This window comes from Flagellimonas maritima, from assembly GCF_003269425.1.
Lineage (GTDB): Bacteria > Bacteroidota > Bacteroidia > Flavobacteriales > Flavobacteriaceae > Flagellimonas > Flagellimonas maritima.
In genome coordinates this window covers 954,667-972,442 of the sequence record NZ_CP030104.1, presented here as the reverse complement: position 1 = coordinate 972,442, position 17,776 = coordinate 954,667, and the positions used below count along the sequence as shown (strand labels likewise).

Below are 17,776 nucleotides of genomic sequence, written 5' to 3'. Positions count from 1 at the left end.
CAAAGGCTTCCCATGTATGGGAGGCCTTTTCCTTTACACGATGTTCTACACCTATATATTATATTCACGGGTCCTCGATAAGTTCTATATCGGGTATACCGAAAACCTGGAAGCCCGCCTTATAAAGCACAACCAGTTCCATAAAGGGTTTACGGGCAGGGCAAAGGACTGGGAGATCAAGTTCGTCGAAGGGTTCGTTTCTAAGACCGAGGCCATGTCAAGGGAAAAGCAGATCAAGCGATGGAAGAGCCGCAAGATGATCGAAAAATTAATAGGGAAGTAGTGTTTCAGGACATCCCGATTTTACATCGGGAGGGTCAGGGGTTCGAATCCCTTCGCGCCCACCTTCGCTCGCCGAAGTTTTCACTTAAAAAAAACTTCGGCGAGCTTTTTTTTCAAGATGATTTTTTGAAGGTTCGCAAGAGTTCGGTCAACTAATCTAGATTTCAACTTTATAGAGAATAGGATTGAATGCTTTAGTGGCAACCATGACTTTATCACCAACACGCAATTGTTGAATTTCAGAATCTAGAACAATGACTTTTACAACACTGGATTGTATAAGAACCGTAGCAATATTGACTATTTCTTGTTTTTCAATCTTGAGAATTTCGCCCGTAAACTTAAATTTGCCGCTTATATTTCTGTTTATAAAAAGGTCATCTGGATTTCCTTGGCGGACGACTTTTCCTTTTTCCAAAAAAATAACATGGTCTGATAGCTTATTGATTTCACCAATATCATGGCTTATGAGCAGGGTAGTTAGATTGAATTCGCGGTGCACTTTTAGAATATAGTCCTGTAGTTTTAAGCGAATTTTAATATCCAATGCGGCCAATGGCTCATCCAACAACAAAATTTCAGGCTGTTCGACCAATGCCCTTGCCAAAGCTACACGTTGTTTTTGGCCACCTGACAAAGTTTCGGGTTTTCTATATTGGAGTTCACCTAGTTCCATAATTTCAATCAGGTCGGATACTTTCTTCTTGTCTTGACCTTTGCTTAATGTAAACTCAAGGTTTTTATATACAGTCATGTTTGGGAACAAGGCATAATCTTGGAACACGTAGCCTATTTTCCTTTTTTGTGGGGGGAGATTGGTTTTTTTATCAGAATCAAACCATGTTTTTCCTTTTACGATGATTTTCCCTTTGTCCGGTTTCATTAATCCGGATAATAACCTTAACGTTGATGTTTTTCCTGCACCTGACTCTCCATAAAGCGTAATCAATTTACCCTTTTCAATGGAGAAATGAAGTCCAAGATTCATTTCTCCATCGGCTGCATGTAATTTTTTATCAATATCCAGTTCAATCATCTTCCTAGTTTATTCAGATGTTTTCCAGTTTTCAAATAAACAGCTAGTAGAATACAAAAAGTTATTGCAAACAGTATAATGGAATATAGGTTCGCAGCTTCATAATTGAGCGCTTCCACTTCATCATAAATGGCAATGGAAGCCACTTTTGTCCTTCCAGGTATATTTCCACCAATCATCAGGACCACACCAAACTCTCCAACTGTATGGGCAAAGGAAAGTACGATTCCGGTAAGCAAGGACGTTTTAATGTTTGGGAGTTGTATTCTGAAAAGGGTCGTCAATTTTGATTTTCCCATAACGTAGGCCGCTTCCTGTATGGATTTGGGTAGATTTGAAAGTCCCGATTGAATGGGATGGACCATAAATGGTAAGCTGTAAATTATAGAGGCGATAACCAGTCCAGGAAATGAAAAAACCAATGTAATCCCTAACCATTCATTGATCCATTCACCAAAAAAATTGTTCGGGCTAAAGGCCATTAAAAAATAAAATCCTATAACCGTTGGAGGTAAAACCAGCGGCATGCTTACCAAAGTTTCCACTATTGCTTTAAAACGGGTTTTAGTATTGGAAAGCCAATAGGCCAAGGGAATGGATAGAATCAACAAAATTACAGTAGTTGCAATTGCCAGCTCAAAAGTTAACAACAATGGATTCCAATCTATCATTCCGAAAGCATGATTTCGTTCAACTTGACCATAGCAAAAACCATATCACCCTTTTTTAAATTTAAATATTCGCAAGAATCGGTACTTATAACAGAGATAAGTTTTCCAGCATCGGAATCGATTGAAACTTTGCTCAACAGCGTTCCTTTTTCAATTTCTTTAATAGTTCCAAGAATTCTATTTTGAAGTGTGATAGCATGATTTTCGTTATTGCCTATAATCACTTCAGTCTCTTTAAAGAAAACCTTTACTGGTTTGCCCGTTTGTAGATAAGGTGCTGTTTTTGGAGTTTCTATAACAATACTTTGTATTGTTGCATTTTTGCCCAAACCAATTGTAACCAATGATAGACTACCATTCACTTTTATATGGGTTATATGTCCATTTAAGCTATTCATTCACCGAATATCCGAAGTTTTCTAAAATTTCCCTGGCTTTCTTACTAAATAAGAAATCATAGAACGACTCGGCCGATTCTTTATTGACCTCTTTATGGATTATCTGCACTGCGCTTTGTGCTATCGGTTCATAAAGGTTATTTTCCAGCTCAACCCAAGTGCCTTTCTTCTTCAATTCTGGTGCCAATACAACGGACATAGCTGTAAACCCCAATTGTGCAGAAGTTGATAATATGAACTGATTTGTCTGTGATATACTTTCCCCATAAACCAATTTGTCTTCAACTTCATCCAAAAGCTTGTAATGGTTTAAAACGGATATTGCCGCCCTACCGTAAGGTGCAATTTTAGGATTGGCTATGGCGATATGGCTTATCGAGTCATTTTTTAGCATGGATATAGCTGGTTTTATGCCTGATTTCATGGTCCAGAGCACCAATTTTCCATAGGCATAAATTTTAGGAGGTTTTTCAGTTAATCCGCTTTCCCATATTTCTTCTGGATATGTTGTATCGGCAGAAACAAAAATATCGTAAGGCGCTCCTTGTTTTATCTGTGCAGTTAAGGTACCCGACGAACTTATTACCAAATTGCATTTTATTCCTGTTTCTTTTGTAAAAGCTTTCGTGAGTTCCTTCAAAGGATACCTCATGTTTGCCGCTGCTGCAATCGTCACCGTTTCACCTGTGTTTTGAATATCACAACTAGAAAATAGATAAAGGAAAATTCCTATGAACGAGTAGGTTATTGCATTAGATAATCTCATATTTTTTATTGGCTCAAAGAAATTTACTGTAAACAGCTATACTTAAACACCTAAATTACATTTTTATGGATAATATTTTAATGATAGTATATCTTATCGATTTATCCGAAAATAGGTAAAGCATCCCGAATATTTCTTACGTAAACCCTTATCGGGCAGAACCTTCACGGAACGCTTATATGATTGTTTTGTGGTTGCAATTGTAAAGGTAAGGCGGTGAGATGCCTTGCTACCATATAAATAGAAACTTTCCATTAAGTTTTGTTTTCGTACTAGGGAGTATTATTTGAATTAGCTATCAAAAACCTTCTCCCGCCTTCCTTTCTCAGTTGCGCTAACTCATTAATTACTAACAAAACTTTTAATTCTATGAAAGTAAAAAAGCTATTTGGGACATTTTTTGTTATGCTATTTTTTATGGCATTTGCACATTCCCAAGAAAAAACAATCACAGGTACTATAACGGACCAAGGCGGAATGCCCCTGCCTGGTGTAAACATTGTGGTAGAGGGCACGGCCAATGGAACCCAATCCGATTTTGATGGCAACTATACCATCAATGCCAGTGAAGGACAAGTATTGGTGTTCACGTACTTAGGACAAAGAACCGTACAACGTACCATTGGAGGTCAAAGCACTATAGACATCCAAATGGAGGAAGATGCTTCACAATTGGAAGAAGTTGTAGTGATCGGTTACGGCAATCAAGAAGAAAGAAAAATCATTCAGAACGTTGGAATAGTAAAGGAAGAGGCTATCGAGAACTTGCAAGTAGTTTCTGCAGATCAGTTGTTGCAAGGACAAAGTGCAGGTACACAAATTGTAAATGCTTCAGGGGTTTTAGGATCTGCTGCTGTCATTAGGGTAAGGGGGGTAAACTCCATAAATTCAGGTAGTCAACCGTTGATTGTGATTGACGGAGTTCCCATTACGGATACAGAAGGAAATACATTGAACAGAGGTGGCAATACCGACATTAATCCACTTTCCTATGTTAATCCAAATGATATTGAATCCCTTACTGTATTAAAGGATGCCGGTGCAACGTCTATTTATGGGTCAAGAGGAGCAAACGGTGTTGTATTGATAACGACTAAAAAGGGTAGACGTAACTCCAAGGCACAGCTTACTTTGGATATAAGTACACAATTTTCAGAATCAACCGATGTTCCGGATATTTTGTCGGCTGATGAATTCAGGCAATGGAAATCAGAAATAGCAACCATCCAAAACGGGACCTTAACAACTCCGGAAGATTTAGGATTGGGCGCGATTGGTTCTGGCGGTACGGATTGGCTGGAAGGTGTACAGCGCACTGGAATATCCCAAAACTATAATCTGGGCGTTAGAGGCGGAGGCGAGAAAACGTCGTACTTCTTTGGTTTGGATTTTCAGGATGCACAAGGATTTGTAATAGGTAACGATCAACAGCGTACTGGAGCTAGAATAAATATAGATTCTGATGTTACAAATTGGCTAAAGGCAGGAATGAATCTGGGGATAACCAACAATCGCCTGGCAAGGGTTTTTGTTGAAAATGAAATCGATGCCCCATTCACAACTGCTTTTCTTCAAAGTCCTGTAGTGCGTGCGTTCGATGATGAAGGTAATTTTTTGCAGTCGGGGTCTTTCATTCCCAATATATTTGCTAGGGTAGCTTTAGATGATAGAGAGCTCAAGACCTTTAGGGTTATCGGTAATGCATTTACTGAAATAACTCCTTTTGAAGGTCTTACTTGGCGTTCAGAATTTGGAATGGATTGGCTTAGTGTAGAAGAAACCACCAGAGAAGCAGAATTCAATACGCCGGGCGGTCTCGGTCAAGTGGTAAGTGTAAGGGAAGAAAGATGGTTGACCAACCAAACTCTTAATTATACACCAAATCTGGGCGAGGACCATAGCCTTAATATATTATTGGGACTCAATTACGAAGAAACCTTAAGAACACGACTCAACGTATCATCTACAGGGTTTTTAACGGACGGTCTTAGAAATTTAGGCTCTGGTTCAACACCATCAGTATTAAATGGAGATCGTTTCCCATCAAGACTATTTGGACTTTTCTCAAGAGCTTCGTACGATTATAAAGGCAGGTATTTGGTAGAGGGCTCACTTAGAAGGGATGGTTCTTCTCGTTTTGGTGTCAATAATCGTTTTGGATACTTCTGGTCCGTTGCTGCGGGATGGATAATTTCTGATGAATCTTTTATGGATGATGTCTCTTTTGTAGACTACCTTTCACTAAGGGCAAGTATTGGAACCGTAGGTAATGACCGATTGGGCACTTTCCCATCTTTGGGACTTTTTAATGCAGGAGCATTTGGAGATTATAATGGTGAGTCGGGCGTGGTTCCCAACCAACCTCCAAACCCAGATTTAAAGTGGGAGGAAAGTGAGACATTGGATATAGGATTAAAATCTACTTTTTTAAATGGTAGACTGAACTTTAACATGTCATATTTCAAAAAAACTACGAGCGATCTTCTATTGAATCAAGTGCTTCCTCCACAAACAGGACTCCGATTTATAAGTAGGAATATTGGGGAATTGGAAAATAAAGGATGGGAATTCGATGTAAGCAGTATCAATGTTTTAACTGAAGATTTTGAATGGAGAACCAGTTTTAACATTACCACCATAGAAAATACCATTACACAATTGAATGAGGATGCCGCCACGGATGCACAAGGAAGAAAAATCATAGACGGGCCGATACAGAGAGCAATTGAAGGCGAGTCTTTAAATAATTTCTTCCTGATCAGGTATGTAGGTATCAATTCGCAAACAGGCGATGCAGAATGGTTGGATGTTAACGGAAATATTACGACGACACCAAATTCTGGAGATCGTGTAGTCACTGGAAGTCCTTTACCGGACTTTTCTGGGGGGATGACAAATTCATTCCGTTTTAAGGATTTTGACCTTTCCGTACTTATGAATTATTCCTATGGAAACGATGTTGTCATTGATGGTCTAAGGTTTGCGGACGGCGCCGATGCCATTGGAGGGATAGTAAATGTTAGAAAGCAAAATCTGAATATTTGGAGGCAACCAGGGGACAATGCCTTTCTGCCAAGCCCCAACAGCTCAACATTCAATCCCTTCAACCAACGGTCCACACAACAGCAATTGGATGCATCTTATTTGCGTGTTAAAAACGTGACGTTGGGTTACAACATGCCGGAACAAGCTTTGGAAAAATTGGGGGGACTTTTCTCTGGAATAAGGTTCTATGCTACGGCCACCAATTTATTCACACTCAAAAAAGATGAAATGAAGGGAATAGACCCAGAAGTTACTGATGATATTGACCCAAGGTTTCAAGGAGAATCTTTCTTTACCGCACCACAGGCAAAATCATATTTAATTGGAGCTAGACTAACTTTTTAATAACAATAGAAATGAAAATATATAAAGCAATAATAATTTTCTTGGGTATAGGCATTTTCTTTGCTTGTGAAGATCGTTTAGACGTTGTTCCCGAGGATAGTGTAGAGATTGAAACAGTTTTTGATACAAGAGGATCAATTAATGGAGCGGTCGTCGGTATTTACAGTAAGAATCAAAGTGGGGATTTAAACGGAAACCCTCAATTGATTTCGGATTTTATGGCCGATGATGTAAATTTTGTGGGGAGTTTTACCAGTTTACAGGAAATAGACCAGTTTGAAACATTGGCTACAAACACGACCATAGATAATATTTGGTTGGATGGATACGAGCTTATTGGAGCTGCAAACAATATCATAGTTAACCTTCCAGATATAGATTTACTGGATTTATCCGAAACAGAGAAAGCACAGTTTATTGGTGAGGCAAAATTTTTGAGGGCATTGACCTATTTTACACTGGTCAATCATTTTGCACAACCATTTCAAGTAAGTGGTGGCAGTAATTTGGGAGTCCCTTTGGTTTTGGTTCCCTATGCACCGGAAGTGGATATTTCTGAATTTCAATTAGAGCGCTCTACGGTAAATGAGGTTCATGCGCTCATTGAACAGGACCTTTTGGATGCTGTGGCAAGTTTGCCTGAAGATAATGGGGAACGCGCAGAAGCTGGAGCGGCAAGAGGTCTTCTTGCAAGGCTTTACCTATATCGAGAAGATTGGGCAAGTGCAGCCAATTTAGCAGATCAGGTAATCAGCTCGGGGGAGTATGCCTTAGCCCCAGATTTTGATTTTTATGATGATAATCCAACCTCGCCCGAAAACATTTTTTCCGTAATCAATACACCTACAGATGGGCCACAAGATGAATCTGTTCCAGGATCGGATGAAGTTTACGTGAACTTTTATAATCCTGCTCCCGGCGGAAGGGGAGATGCTCCCTTTAGTCAAGATTTATTGGATGTTTTCGCTGGCGAACCTGGCGATAGAAGATTTGCCGAATTATCTCAAGCTGCGACGGATGCCGGTGGAAATGACACATTCTTCACTACAAAATATCCAGATATTGTAAATAACGCTTCAGATGGAATGGTCTTGCGCATGGCTGATATGTACCTTATGCGTGCAGAAGCTAATTTAAGAGGTGGTACTGCCATTGGTGATACCCCTTTGAACGATGTTAATACCGTAAGAGCCAGGGCAGGATTACCTGCTTTGGTTACTGTGGATTTGGATGCCATTCTTTTGGAAAGGAGAAAGGAGTTTTGTTTTGAAGGACTCAGAAGAATGGACCTTTTAAGAAACGATAGAAATTTGCGCCCTGCAGGTGGCGCAGAATCAGCACCAGGAGCGGATAAGGTGATTTTCCCCATTGTGGATGATGAACTCACCAACAATCCCAACATAACTCAAAACCCGGGTAACTTTTAAAAAAATGACTAACTAAACTGTAAAGCCACCATTTGTGCATACTAATGGTGGTTTTTAAATTCATAACTGTAAATGAAAAAGATTATATCATATGTGACGAGCATACTTTTTTTAACATCCCTGCAATGCCAAATAGTACAGAATAGTGCTGAAGGTTTAAATGAGCTTGACTTTTTTATACATTTAAACAATACTAAATATGATAATGTAGAAGGTTCTAAATATCTTTTTGATGAGTTTAGACCAGCTAAAATAAATACTATCAAAACTACTCATTTGGTACGATTTGATGTTTTGGAACATATCATTGAGCTGAAGAAAAGTGAAAGCGAGATAATGGGATTATCCAAAAACAAAACTTATTCGGTAACGTTATTGGATGGATCAAACAGAATTTTCTTGACTAAAGATTTTCAGGATGATAATAAACAGGTAAAAAATGGAATTTTTGAGCAGCTTCATCAAAATCAAAAGTTCATCCTTTTTAAAAGGTCCAGAATAAAATTTCAGGAAGCGAAACCTATAAAAAGTAGCTATGAAAAAGCTGTACCTGCTAAATTTATACCATTGGAAGATGTTTTTTATGTTTCCTTTAGAAAAAATGAAGAATATAGTGGGTTAATCAAAGTCCCACAAAAAAAGAAAGCACTCAAATTATTTTTTGGGAAATACTTTGCCAAGATTGAAAAATTGGTAAAAGAAGAAAAATTAAAGTTTGATTTGGAGCAAGATTTGATTAAAATATTTAACTATTACGTAGAAATAAGAAAGGAATAAAAGCTTTATCAGCACATATATTTTTTTGAAAGTCATTTATAGCCTTTGTATAACTAAGGCTTTTTCTATTTTTGTGAAATGATTGCGACGATTTGTAGAAAAGCCCATTTTAATGCAGCACATAGGTTGCATAATCCCAATTGGAGCGATGCAAAAAATATTGAAGTTTTTGGAAAGTGCAATAGCCCTAACTACCATGGGCATAATTTTGATTTAGAGGTAAGGATTAGGGGAGAGGTGAATCCAGATACAGGATTTGTTATGGATTTGGCTGTATTGGGCATACTAATCAAAGAAGAAGTTGAAGATAGGTTCGACCATAAGAACCTAAATATAGATTGTCCTGAATTTGATGAAATTTTACCAACAACAGAGTATTTTGTCAAAATAATTTATGACATTTTGAGACCAAAACTCCAAAAAGAGCAGTTATTGCATATTACGCTTCATGAAACACAAAAGAATTCCGCAGAATATGGAGATTGGTAACTTTTTTACGATATTGCGGCACTTTTATGAAGGGATATTAGCTCAGTTGGTTTAGAGCGCTGCCTTGACAGGGCAGAGGTCACTGGTTCGAATCCAGTATATCCCACTTCCCTACTTAAAACTTACTGTACAGGTTCTGGATTTTCCAAACCATTTTACCCTGTTCTTGGATGCCATGTTGTAGATAGTGTCCCTAATAATTCTTGGGACAAAAGCTAGAAGGGCCGCCACTAATTTCCATTTGGGTATTTTGGAAATGATTTTTAAGAAACCATCGGAGTGTGTGTGTTTTCCGTTTTTATCAAAAAGAATTACAGTTTCAAGTTGTCTTGTTGAAAAGCCATGTTTCTTTAACAATTCTTGGCCTTTAGGAGATTGGAAAGGAACAAAATGAAAGATGTCTTCCGGCGCAAATTTAAGCAGCCACCCCACTACTCCATTGCATAGATTGCATTCCCCGTCAAAAACTATGATACTTTTTTCCATGATTTCAGTTATTGTTCAACTGTTATGTCGAAAAAAGGAGGGAATCATTTCAATATTATATTTTTTTAAAAATATTGATCCATGAGGATGACCTGTTATAGGAACTCCAAAATTCTTTCAAGGGCCATTCCACGAGACCCCTTTATCAAAACATTTCCTCTATCCAGAGAAGTTGTATTGATGTTTTTCTTCAAATCTTCAAAAGAATTAAATTTTTTGAAAAGGGTTTGGGTTTTTGAAAAATTCTCCCCGATAAGGTAGACATCAGTAAAACCAAGTTCTTTTATATAATCCACGATGGCCTGGTGTTCTTTTTCCGCGTCCTTGCCCAACTCAAACATATCACCAAGAAATAAGTATTTCTTGGGTGCATCGACAATTTCAAAATTCTCCAAGGCGACTTTCATGCTGGAAGGATTGGCATTATATGCATCTAAAATAATCCTAAGGTCTTTTTTATCAATAATTTGAGAACGGTTATTTTGTGGTCGATAAGACTCAATTGCATTTTTGATATCCTCTATAGAAACATTAAAATATTTTCCCATTAAAATTGCTGCGCAACAATTGGAAAAATTATACTTGCCGATCAGTTGGGTTTCGACCTTTTCATTTTCAAATTCGATAATAACAAATGGATTTGCGCCCAAGAATTTGATAATGTAGTATTGATGGTCCTCTATGCTGAAGCCAATTTTTTTAGTGTAAAGTTCCAACTTTCGTTTTTGAATGGAATCATCAGCATTTAAAAAGACATATTTATTATTTAAAATTAGATAGTCATAAAGCTCGCTTTTGCCTTTAATGACTCCTTCTACTCCGCCAAAACCTTCTAAATGTGCTTTTCCAAAGTTTGTGATGTAACCGAAATCAGGTTGCGCTATACTGCTTAAGAATGCTATTTCTCTTTGATGGTTTGCACCCATCTCGACTATGGCTATTTCGGTATCTGGCTTTATGGACAATAATGTTAGAGGAACGCCTATGTGATTGTTTAAGTTTCCTTGTGTAGCGATGGTCCTGTATTTTTTTGAAAGTACCACATTGATCAATTCCTTCGTGGTCGTTTTACCATTGCTGCCAGTAAGGGAAATTACTTTTGCCGAACTATGGTTTCTGTGGAAGGTGGAAAGTTTTTGAAGGGTTTCCAAAACATCACTGAACAATAGATGCTTGTCGGATTTTTTATATTTTTCTTCATCAATTACAACATATTCTGCTCCATTTTTGATGGCTTCATCTGCAAAAGTATTTCCATTAAATTTGGGGCCTTTTAATGCGAAAAAAATACACCCTTTGGTTATTTTTCTGGTGTCCGTGCAAACGGTTGGGTGCTTTAAAAAAAGCGTATGAAGCTGTTCCAATGTCATAAATCGAAGATAAAAAAAAGCCCTGATTTTAATCAGGGCTTTTAATAAATTCTTGCGGTATCTATTTGGCTTTTTTGTGCCGGATAGTTTTGTTCTTGCTTTTGGACTTGGAACCTACTCGAGACATAGCACATCTAAATCCAATGTCGTCAGTGGCCATATATTGTGGCAGGTACCTACGTTGAGCAGGGTCTAACCAAAATGCTCTATCTCTCCACGAACCGCCTTTGTAAACGCGAACCTCATCATTTATCAATGAAGTCCTATAGTTGGACGTATCGTATTGTCGAAGGATTTTACCCGTAGAATCACGTTCAACTTTATGTTTTGGTGAATCATACATTTTTCTATTGTCAGACTCATCACTAAATCTCTGAAAGAATCTAGATGAACCTGGGTCACCATCTCTGTAGCCTCTGTTATCACTCTTGGAGAAGTTTGTTCTCAAGTATGTTTCTTCGTCACCAACAGGAATTTCTTTTATTTCACCTGGAAGGTTGAGTGCTATAATTTTGCCATTGGGCAATGTGTCATACAAAATAGAGTCACGTAATATTTGAACCTTTCCATCCTCGCCGATTGCTTTCTTCATAAAGACGTTTCCACGATAGTAATTGAAATCGCTTATTTCGTCATCTACTATTGGACGATATACATCGGCAACCCATTCAGAGACGTTACCTGCCATATCATAAAGACCAAAATCATTGGGTTTGTATGATTGTACCTGTCCAGTAATGTCGGCACCGTCGTCTGACCATCCCGCAATTCCGCCGTAATCACCTTTGGCTTGTTTAAAGTTTGCCAATTGATCTCCACGACCTACGCGCTGACCATTTCTGGTGTAGTCACCTTCCCATGGATATTTTTTTCTCCCCCTATAGTTATTATATTCCCTAGACCCAACAAGTGCTTGTGCGGCATATTCCCATTCGGTTTCTGTCGGCAATCTATATTCAGGCATGATGACACCACTTGTTCTTTTGGCAAAGACACTGATGGAATCCTTTTTGTTCTTTCCTTGTAAAGAATCTATTTGTCCATTATATACGGACTCTGGATTGTTTAAATAAGCTTCGGTACTGAACGTGCCTTCAATTTCACCGTTCATTGCTTTGTATTTGGCATCTTCTGCCAAATACCCTTCACGTTCTAGCATGGCTTCGTTCACTCTATCGGTTCTCCATTCGGCATATTGGGTTGCTTGAATCCAATTAACACCAACAACGGGATATTCCGCATAGGCTGGATGTCTCAAATAATTATTGGTCATGGTTTCATTGAAGCCCAATCTATTTCTCCATACCAAAGTATCTGGCAAAGCTCCAGTATAGATGTTCTTGTAATTTGGATTTTCCGGTGGATAGACCGCTTTCAGATAATCTAAATATTCCAGGTACATTACATTGGTCACCTCTGTTTCGTCCATATAGAAAGACTGAACATGCTGTTGCGTTGCAGTATTGTTCCAATCGTGCATGATATCATCTTGAACCTTACCTTTGGTAAATGTTCCACCTTCTATAAAGACAGTTCCTGGAGGAGTCTCTTGCTCCTTAAAATCAGAATTGTATTGAAACCCACCTTCCTTGGCATTTATTTTCCATCCGGTGGCTCTTGAAACATTCTTGGAAGAGGAAGAAGAGTTTTTACAACTTGAAAAACCTCCTACTATAATAGCGCAAGAAAGTACAACTTTGATAAAGTGTTTTTTCATAATTTGGGCTTGAATACTTTAAAACTAAGGGTTTAACCCCTTGGTAATCTTAATTCGATTTAATTTTTAAAATGCTTTAATGGCAATAAAACGATGTTTTCGCCATAATATTTCATCTTCACAAAATAATTGTTAAAACCTTCATTCTGCAAACAAACTATATTTTAAACGCGGAAGGTTTTAAAATAGTATGTTAAATGAAGGTTTTAATAATAGGGAAGCCCAAAACAAGAATCTATTATACAAACTGTTAAGGATTATCTCAATCTCTGACCAAAAAAATACGTCTTGGTTACAAGAATTTTTGTAAATGTTCGTTTACATGTAATACGTCTATATGTATTCTAATTTATAGTACTTTTAGACTTCGACTTTTACTAAACGCTAAACGCTTAAAATGAAGAAGTTACTTATACTTATCGTGTTTCTTACCATTGCCCCAAAGATAAGTGCACAACAAGAAAGGGTAATTACCACGGCTGTACCATTTTTAACCATAGCTGCAGATGCCAGGGCATCAGGTATGGGGGATATGGGAGTCGCCACATCTTTTGATGTCTTTTCACAACAATGGAATCCTGCAAAGTTCGCTTTTGCCAATCAAAAGACAGGAGTAGGGGTCAGTTACACCCCATATTTGGAAAGTATTGTTAACGATGTATCGCTGTTGAATGCCAATTTTTACAATAAATTAAACGACCGTAGTGCCTTTGCATTTAGCTTACGTTATTTTGGACTTGGTGAAATAGAGCTTCGTCAAACTATAGATGAGGATGCAACTTTAGTTAAGCCAAACGAATTTGCTATTGACGGGTCTTATTCCTTGAAATTGAGTCAAACATTTTCCATGGCCGTTGGTGGTAGGTTCATAAGTTCTAACCTTAGATTTCAAGATGGCGTTCAAGACTCGCAGGCAGCCAATGCCTTTGCAGTGGACGTAGCAGGCTTTTATCGCTCAAGGGAAATTGCTTATAATAGCTTCAGCGGTCGTTGGCGGGCAGGATTCAATATATCGAACCTTGGAGGTTCATTGCAATATGACGCTGGTGGACAGGAAAACTTTTTGCCCACCAATTTAAAACTTGGAGTCGGTTTTGATTTTATAATAGACCAGGACAATGTGCTGGGAGTTCATACAGAATTTAATAAATTATTGGTTCCAACACCCAGGGATTTTAATGGTGATGGTGAGATTACTGCTGCAGATAATGACGAATATCAGCAAATCACGTTTTACAATGGGGTTTTTGAATCTTTTGGGGACGCTCCGGATGGATTCAGTGAAGAACTCAAGGAAATTACTTGGGCACTAGGTACGGAATACAGATATCGAGAAGCATTTATGCTAAGGGCCGGATACTTTAATGAAAACGAGGAAAAAGGTGCAAGACAGTTCTTTACTTTGGGGGCAGGGTTTAAATTTAAGGCAGCACAAATAGATTTATCGTATTTATTTAGCACATCCCAAGTTAGAAACCCTCTTGAAAATACATTGCGTTTTTCGCTTACCTTTAATTTTGGGGAAGAATTTTTTAACGATTGATGAAAATGACTTAAAAATAAGAAAACCTGCCCATCGGCAGGTTTTCTTATTTTTGGTCAATATCCAAACTAATGAAGAAAAAACATATTGGTTTTGAGCTTTCTATCTTTGATAACAAAGATGAGCTATCCCCTGAAGAATTAAAGGTGTTGAAAAAAGCTGAGCAGGCCAGGGAAAATGCCTATGCCCCCTATTCAAACTTTAAAGTAGGGGCAGCGGTATTGCTGGAAAATGGAGAAATCGTTATCGGAAACAATCAGGAAAATTCATCTTATCCTTCCGGGCTTTGTGCAGAGCGTGTAGCAATATTTCAAGCTGGGGCAAGATACCCTGGAGTTGTTATAAAGTCTATAGCCATCACAGCCACCTCAAAGGATTACGACGTAAACTTACCAGCTGGACCATGTGGTAATTGCAGACAATCCATCATAGAGTACGAACAAAAACAAAAATCCCCCATTTCAATAGTATTATACGGTAAATCGGGGCCAATATACAAGTGTAGTTCCATGGCCGATATTTTACCGCTGGCCTTCAACAGTTCATTTTTGAGCGATTCTTAAATCAATTCTTTTCACAAAACAGATATATACGTATTTTTGTTTCTCTTCAATACTGAAGAAATTCAATTAATACAGCCATTAATGAAAAAAATTACCAAAGAAGTCTACCTAAAATGGTATGAGGACATGTTGTTCTGGAGAAAATTTGAGGACAAGCTTGCCGCAGTCTATATTCAGCAAAAAGTTAGGGGTTTCCTTCATTTGTACAATGGTCAAGAAGCAGTTTTGGCGGGTTCTTTGCATGCAATGGACTTGACCAAGGATAGAATGATAACTGCATATAGGAACCATGTACAGCCCATTGGTATGGGAGTTGACCCAAAGCGTGTTATGGCGGAGCTTTTTGGTAAAGTAACAGGTACCTCAAAAGGTATGGGCGGTTCCATGCATATTTTTTCAAAAGAGCATCGTTTCTATGGCGGTCATGGTATAGTTGGCGGTCAAATTCCACTAGGAGCTGGTCTGGCTTTTGCTGATAAATATTTTAAAAGGGATGCCGTAACACTTTGCTACATGGGCGATGGTGCTGTTCGTCAAGGTTCTCTGCATGAAACATTTAATTTGGCTATGCTCTGGCAATTACCAGTAGTATTCATATGTGAGAATAACGGGTATGCCATGGGAACATCTGTTGCGCGCACTTCGCATTCAACAGAAATATGGAAGCTTGGTCTAGGGTATGAAATGCCCTGCGGCCCTGTTGATGGGATGGATCCTTCAATTGTTGCAAAAGAAGTAGATAAAGCCATAGAACGTGCACGTACAGGAGGCGGTCCAACTTTCTTGGAAATGAAAACATACCGCTACCGCGGACATTCTATGTCAGATGCACAGCATTATCGTACCAAAGAAGAAGTTGAAGAATACAAAAAAATTGATCCCATTACTCAAGTTAAAGAAATCTTATTGGAAAAGGGATATGCATCCGAAGATGAAATTAAGGAGATGGATAAAAGGGTCAAGGAATCAGTATCAGAATGTGAGAAATTTGCTGAAGAGTCTGATTTTCCACCAATTCAACAAATGTACGATACCGTGTACGAACAAGAAGATTATCCATTTTTACAACATAAATTATAAGTAAATGGCAGAAGTAATCAACATGCCCAGGCTGAGCGATACCATGGAAGAGGGAACCGTGGCGAAATGGCTCAAAAAAGTCGGAGACAAAATAGAAGAAGGCGATATTTTGGCAGAAATCGAAACTGATAAGGCCACTATGGAGTTTGAATCCTTTCACGAAGGAACTTTGCTGCATATAGGTATTGAAGAAGGAGATGGAGCGCCTGTTGATTCTCTTTTGGCCATTATCGGTGAAGATGGAGAAGATATTTCGGGATTGCTTAATGGAAGTCAGGAACAATCCAAATCCGAGGAATCTTCTGAAGAAAATGAAAAGTCTGAAGCAAAAGATGATAAACCGGAATCCACAAGTAATACAGATACATCTGAAAGTACTGATATCCCCGAAGGTGTAGAAATTATCTCAATGCCAAGGTTAAGTGATACCATGGAGGAGGGAACTGTCGCAACCTGGCTCAAAAAGGTTGGGGATGCCGTTGAAGAAGGTGATATTTTGGCTGAAATAGAAACCGACAAGGCCACCATGGAGTTTGAATCTTTTTACTCGGGAACTTTGCTCTACATCGGAATTAAAGAAGGAGAATCCGCACCCGTAGATGAAGTTTTGGCGGTCATAGGGCCAGAAGGAACAGATGTCGAGGCTGTACTGAAAGCCCCATCTAAAAATGATACGTCCGAAACTACTTCAAAAGAGGAAGATACTACTAAAGATGAGGGTCCTGATGAGAAAGAAACGGCCGACGATACAATTGCTTCAAAAGACGGACAGCGAATCTTGGCCTCTCCATTGGCGAAAAAAATAGCGGAAGAAAAAAGTATAAACCTTTCAGACGTTAAAGGTTCTGGAGACCACGGAAGGATTATAAAACGTGATATTGAAAATTACCAACCTTCAGAATCTGCTGCTACAGCTTCAGCGGAACCAGCTAGTGCTTCGCCTGCTGAAACTCCAATGGCACCTATTGATCTACCTGTTGGAGAAGAAAGTACCGAAGAAGTCAAGAACTCTTCAATGCGCAAAGCAATTACTAAACATTTGAGCGCATCCAAGTTTTCTGCCCCACATTTTTACCTTACCATAGAGGTAGATATGGATAATGCAAAGGCATCCCGCGCACAAATAAACAGCTTGCCCGATACTAAGGTATCTTTCAATGATATGGTGTTAAAGGCTTGCGCCATGGCATTAAAAAAACACCCACAAGTTAATACGACCTGGACCGATGATGCTACAATTTATAAGCATCACATTCATATGGGTGTTGCCGTAGCAGTTGATGAAGGACTCGTAGTACCCGTAGTAAAGTTCGCCGATCAGCTTAGCTTGACCCAAATAGGTGGAGCGGTAAAGGATTTGGCAGGAAGGGCAAGAACCAAAAAGATAAAACCCGATGAAATGGAAGGTAGCACATTTACTGTTTCCAATTTGGGCATGTTCGGTATATTGGAGTTTACATCCATTATAAACAAACCAAACTCTGCGATTTTATCCGTTGGGGCGATTGTTGATAAACCTGTAGTAAAAAATGGGGAAATCGTTGCCGGTAGTACCATGAAGGTAACTTTGGCCTGTGACCATAGAACCGTTGACGGTGCAACGGGTGCACAGTTCCTTCAGACGCTGAGGGCTTATTTGGAGAATCCTGTAACAATGTTGGCTTAACCCAATAGTCTTTAGAACGATACCCCGAAATCGTTTAGACTGATAATCAGAAACAATAATGTTTAGAAGCATCCTAAAATAGGATGCTTTTTTTATCTTTAGGAAAATTAAGCAA

16 protein-coding genes and 2 tRNA genes are annotated in these 17,776 nt (G+C 38.6%); 11 read left to right on the top strand and 7 right to left on the bottom strand.

The window, feature by feature from the left end; translation table 11 throughout:
- Positions 1-16: 16 nt before the first annotated feature.
- Complete coding sequence (locus HME9304_RS04285; RefSeq protein WP_239023385.1) at positions 17-283, top strand: GIY-YIG nuclease family protein; 267 nt, start codon at positions 17-19, stop codon at positions 281-283.
- Positions 275-344, top strand: a tRNA-Ser gene (locus tag HME9304_RS16885). The genes HME9304_RS04285 and HME9304_RS16885 overlap by 9 nt, the downstream gene beginning before the upstream one ends.
- Before the next feature lie 95 nt (positions 345-439).
- On the opposite strand, the gene HME9304_RS04280 is transcribed toward HME9304_RS16885, so the two are convergent.
- The 4 genes from HME9304_RS04280 to modA are packed head-to-tail and all read right to left on the bottom strand — an operon-like array spanning position 440 to position 3,153.
- Positions 440-1,318 carry a sulfate/molybdate ABC transporter ATP-binding protein gene (locus HME9304_RS04280; protein WP_112377407.1) on the bottom strand — a complete coding sequence of 293 codons (879 nt, stop codon included), beginning with the start codon at positions 1,316-1,318 and terminating at the stop codon, positions 440-442.
- Positions 1,315-1,986 carry a molybdate ABC transporter permease subunit gene (gene modB, locus HME9304_RS04275; RefSeq protein WP_206170510.1) on the bottom strand — a complete coding sequence of 224 codons (672 nt, stop codon included), beginning with the start codon at positions 1,984-1,986 and terminating at the stop codon, positions 1,315-1,317. Before modB ends, HME9304_RS04280 begins: the two co-directional genes overlap by 4 nt.
- Positions 1,986-2,387, bottom strand: a complete 402-nt coding sequence (locus tag HME9304_RS04270; protein ID WP_112377405.1) for a TOBE domain-containing protein — start codon at positions 2,385-2,387, stop codon at positions 1,986-1,988. Before HME9304_RS04270 ends, modB begins: the two co-directional genes overlap by 1 nt.
- The gene (modA, locus tag HME9304_RS04265; protein WP_112377404.1) at positions 2,380-3,153 is read right to left on the bottom strand and encodes a molybdate ABC transporter substrate-binding protein; all 774 of its coding nucleotides are present in this window, start codon (positions 3,151-3,153) and stop codon (positions 2,380-2,382) included. Before modA ends, HME9304_RS04270 begins: the two co-directional genes overlap by 8 nt.
- 369 nt (positions 3,154-3,522) lie before the next feature.
- Between modA and HME9304_RS04260 the strand changes: the two genes are divergently transcribed.
- The 5 genes from HME9304_RS04260 to HME9304_RS04240 all read left to right on the top strand — a co-directional run bounded on the left by HME9304_RS04260 (position 3,523) and on the right by HME9304_RS04240 (position 9,342).
- Positions 3,523-6,543 (top strand): SusC/RagA family TonB-linked outer membrane protein, encoded by a 3,021-nt coding sequence (locus HME9304_RS04260; protein ID WP_112377403.1) that lies wholly within the window; start codon positions 3,523-3,525, stop codon positions 6,541-6,543.
- Between the two features lie 11 nt (positions 6,544-6,554).
- Entirely contained in the window at positions 6,555-7,970 is a 1,416-nt protein-coding gene (locus HME9304_RS04255) for a RagB/SusD family nutrient uptake outer membrane protein (protein ID WP_112377402.1), read from the top strand.
- Between the two features lie 72 nt (positions 7,971-8,042).
- Positions 8,043-8,747, top strand: a complete 705-nt coding sequence (locus HME9304_RS04250; RefSeq protein WP_112377401.1) for a hypothetical protein — start codon at positions 8,043-8,045, stop codon at positions 8,745-8,747.
- 78 nt (positions 8,748-8,825) lie between these two features.
- Positions 8,826-9,236, top strand: a complete 411-nt coding sequence (locus HME9304_RS04245; RefSeq protein WP_112377400.1) for a 6-carboxytetrahydropterin synthase — start codon at positions 8,826-8,828, stop codon at positions 9,234-9,236.
- Between the two features lie 31 nt (positions 9,237-9,267).
- A tRNA-Val gene (locus HME9304_RS04240) sits at positions 9,268-9,342 on the top strand.
- Between the two features lie 5 nt (positions 9,343-9,347).
- Here the strand turns inward: HME9304_RS04240 and HME9304_RS04235 are convergent.
- The 3 genes from HME9304_RS04235 to gldJ form a co-directional block, all read right to left on the bottom strand.
- Positions 9,348-9,722 (bottom strand): thiol-disulfide oxidoreductase DCC family protein, encoded by a 375-nt coding sequence (locus tag HME9304_RS04235; RefSeq protein ID WP_112377399.1) that lies wholly within the window; start codon positions 9,720-9,722, stop codon positions 9,348-9,350.
- Positions 9,723-9,817: 95 nt separating this feature from the next.
- Entirely contained in the window at positions 9,818-11,092 is a 1,275-nt protein-coding gene (locus tag HME9304_RS04230; RefSeq protein WP_112377398.1) for a UDP-N-acetylmuramoyl-tripeptide--D-alanyl-D-alanine ligase, read from the bottom strand.
- A gap of 61 nt (positions 11,093-11,153) precedes the next feature.
- Entirely contained in the window at positions 11,154-12,809 is a 1,656-nt protein-coding gene (gldJ, locus tag HME9304_RS04225; protein WP_112377397.1) for a gliding motility lipoprotein GldJ, read from the bottom strand.
- Positions 12,810-13,206: 397 nt separating this feature from the next.
- Here gldJ and porV point away from each other — a divergent pair, with 397 nt between their 5' ends.
- The 4 genes from porV to HME9304_RS04205 all read left to right on the top strand — a co-directional run bounded on the left by porV (position 13,207) and on the right by HME9304_RS04205 (position 17,661).
- Complete coding sequence (gene porV / locus HME9304_RS04220; protein ID WP_112377396.1) at positions 13,207-14,352, top strand: type IX secretion system outer membrane channel protein PorV; 1,146 nt, start codon at positions 13,207-13,209, stop codon at positions 14,350-14,352.
- Between the two features lie 71 nt (positions 14,353-14,423).
- Entirely contained in the window at positions 14,424-14,915 is a 492-nt protein-coding gene (gene cdd, locus HME9304_RS04215; protein WP_112377395.1) for a cytidine deaminase, read from the top strand.
- A gap of 81 nt (positions 14,916-14,996) precedes the next feature.
- Positions 14,997-15,995: a pyruvate dehydrogenase (acetyl-transferring) E1 component subunit alpha gene (gene pdhA, locus HME9304_RS04210; RefSeq protein ID WP_112379722.1), complete on the top strand. Its 999-nt coding sequence runs from the start codon at positions 14,997-14,999 to the stop codon at positions 15,993-15,995.
- Positions 15,996-15,999: 4 nt separating this feature from the next.
- Positions 16,000-17,661, top strand: a complete 1,662-nt coding sequence (locus HME9304_RS04205) for a pyruvate dehydrogenase complex dihydrolipoamide acetyltransferase (protein ID WP_112377394.1) — start codon at positions 16,000-16,002, stop codon at positions 17,659-17,661.
- Positions 17,662-17,776: the final 115 nt, after the last annotated feature.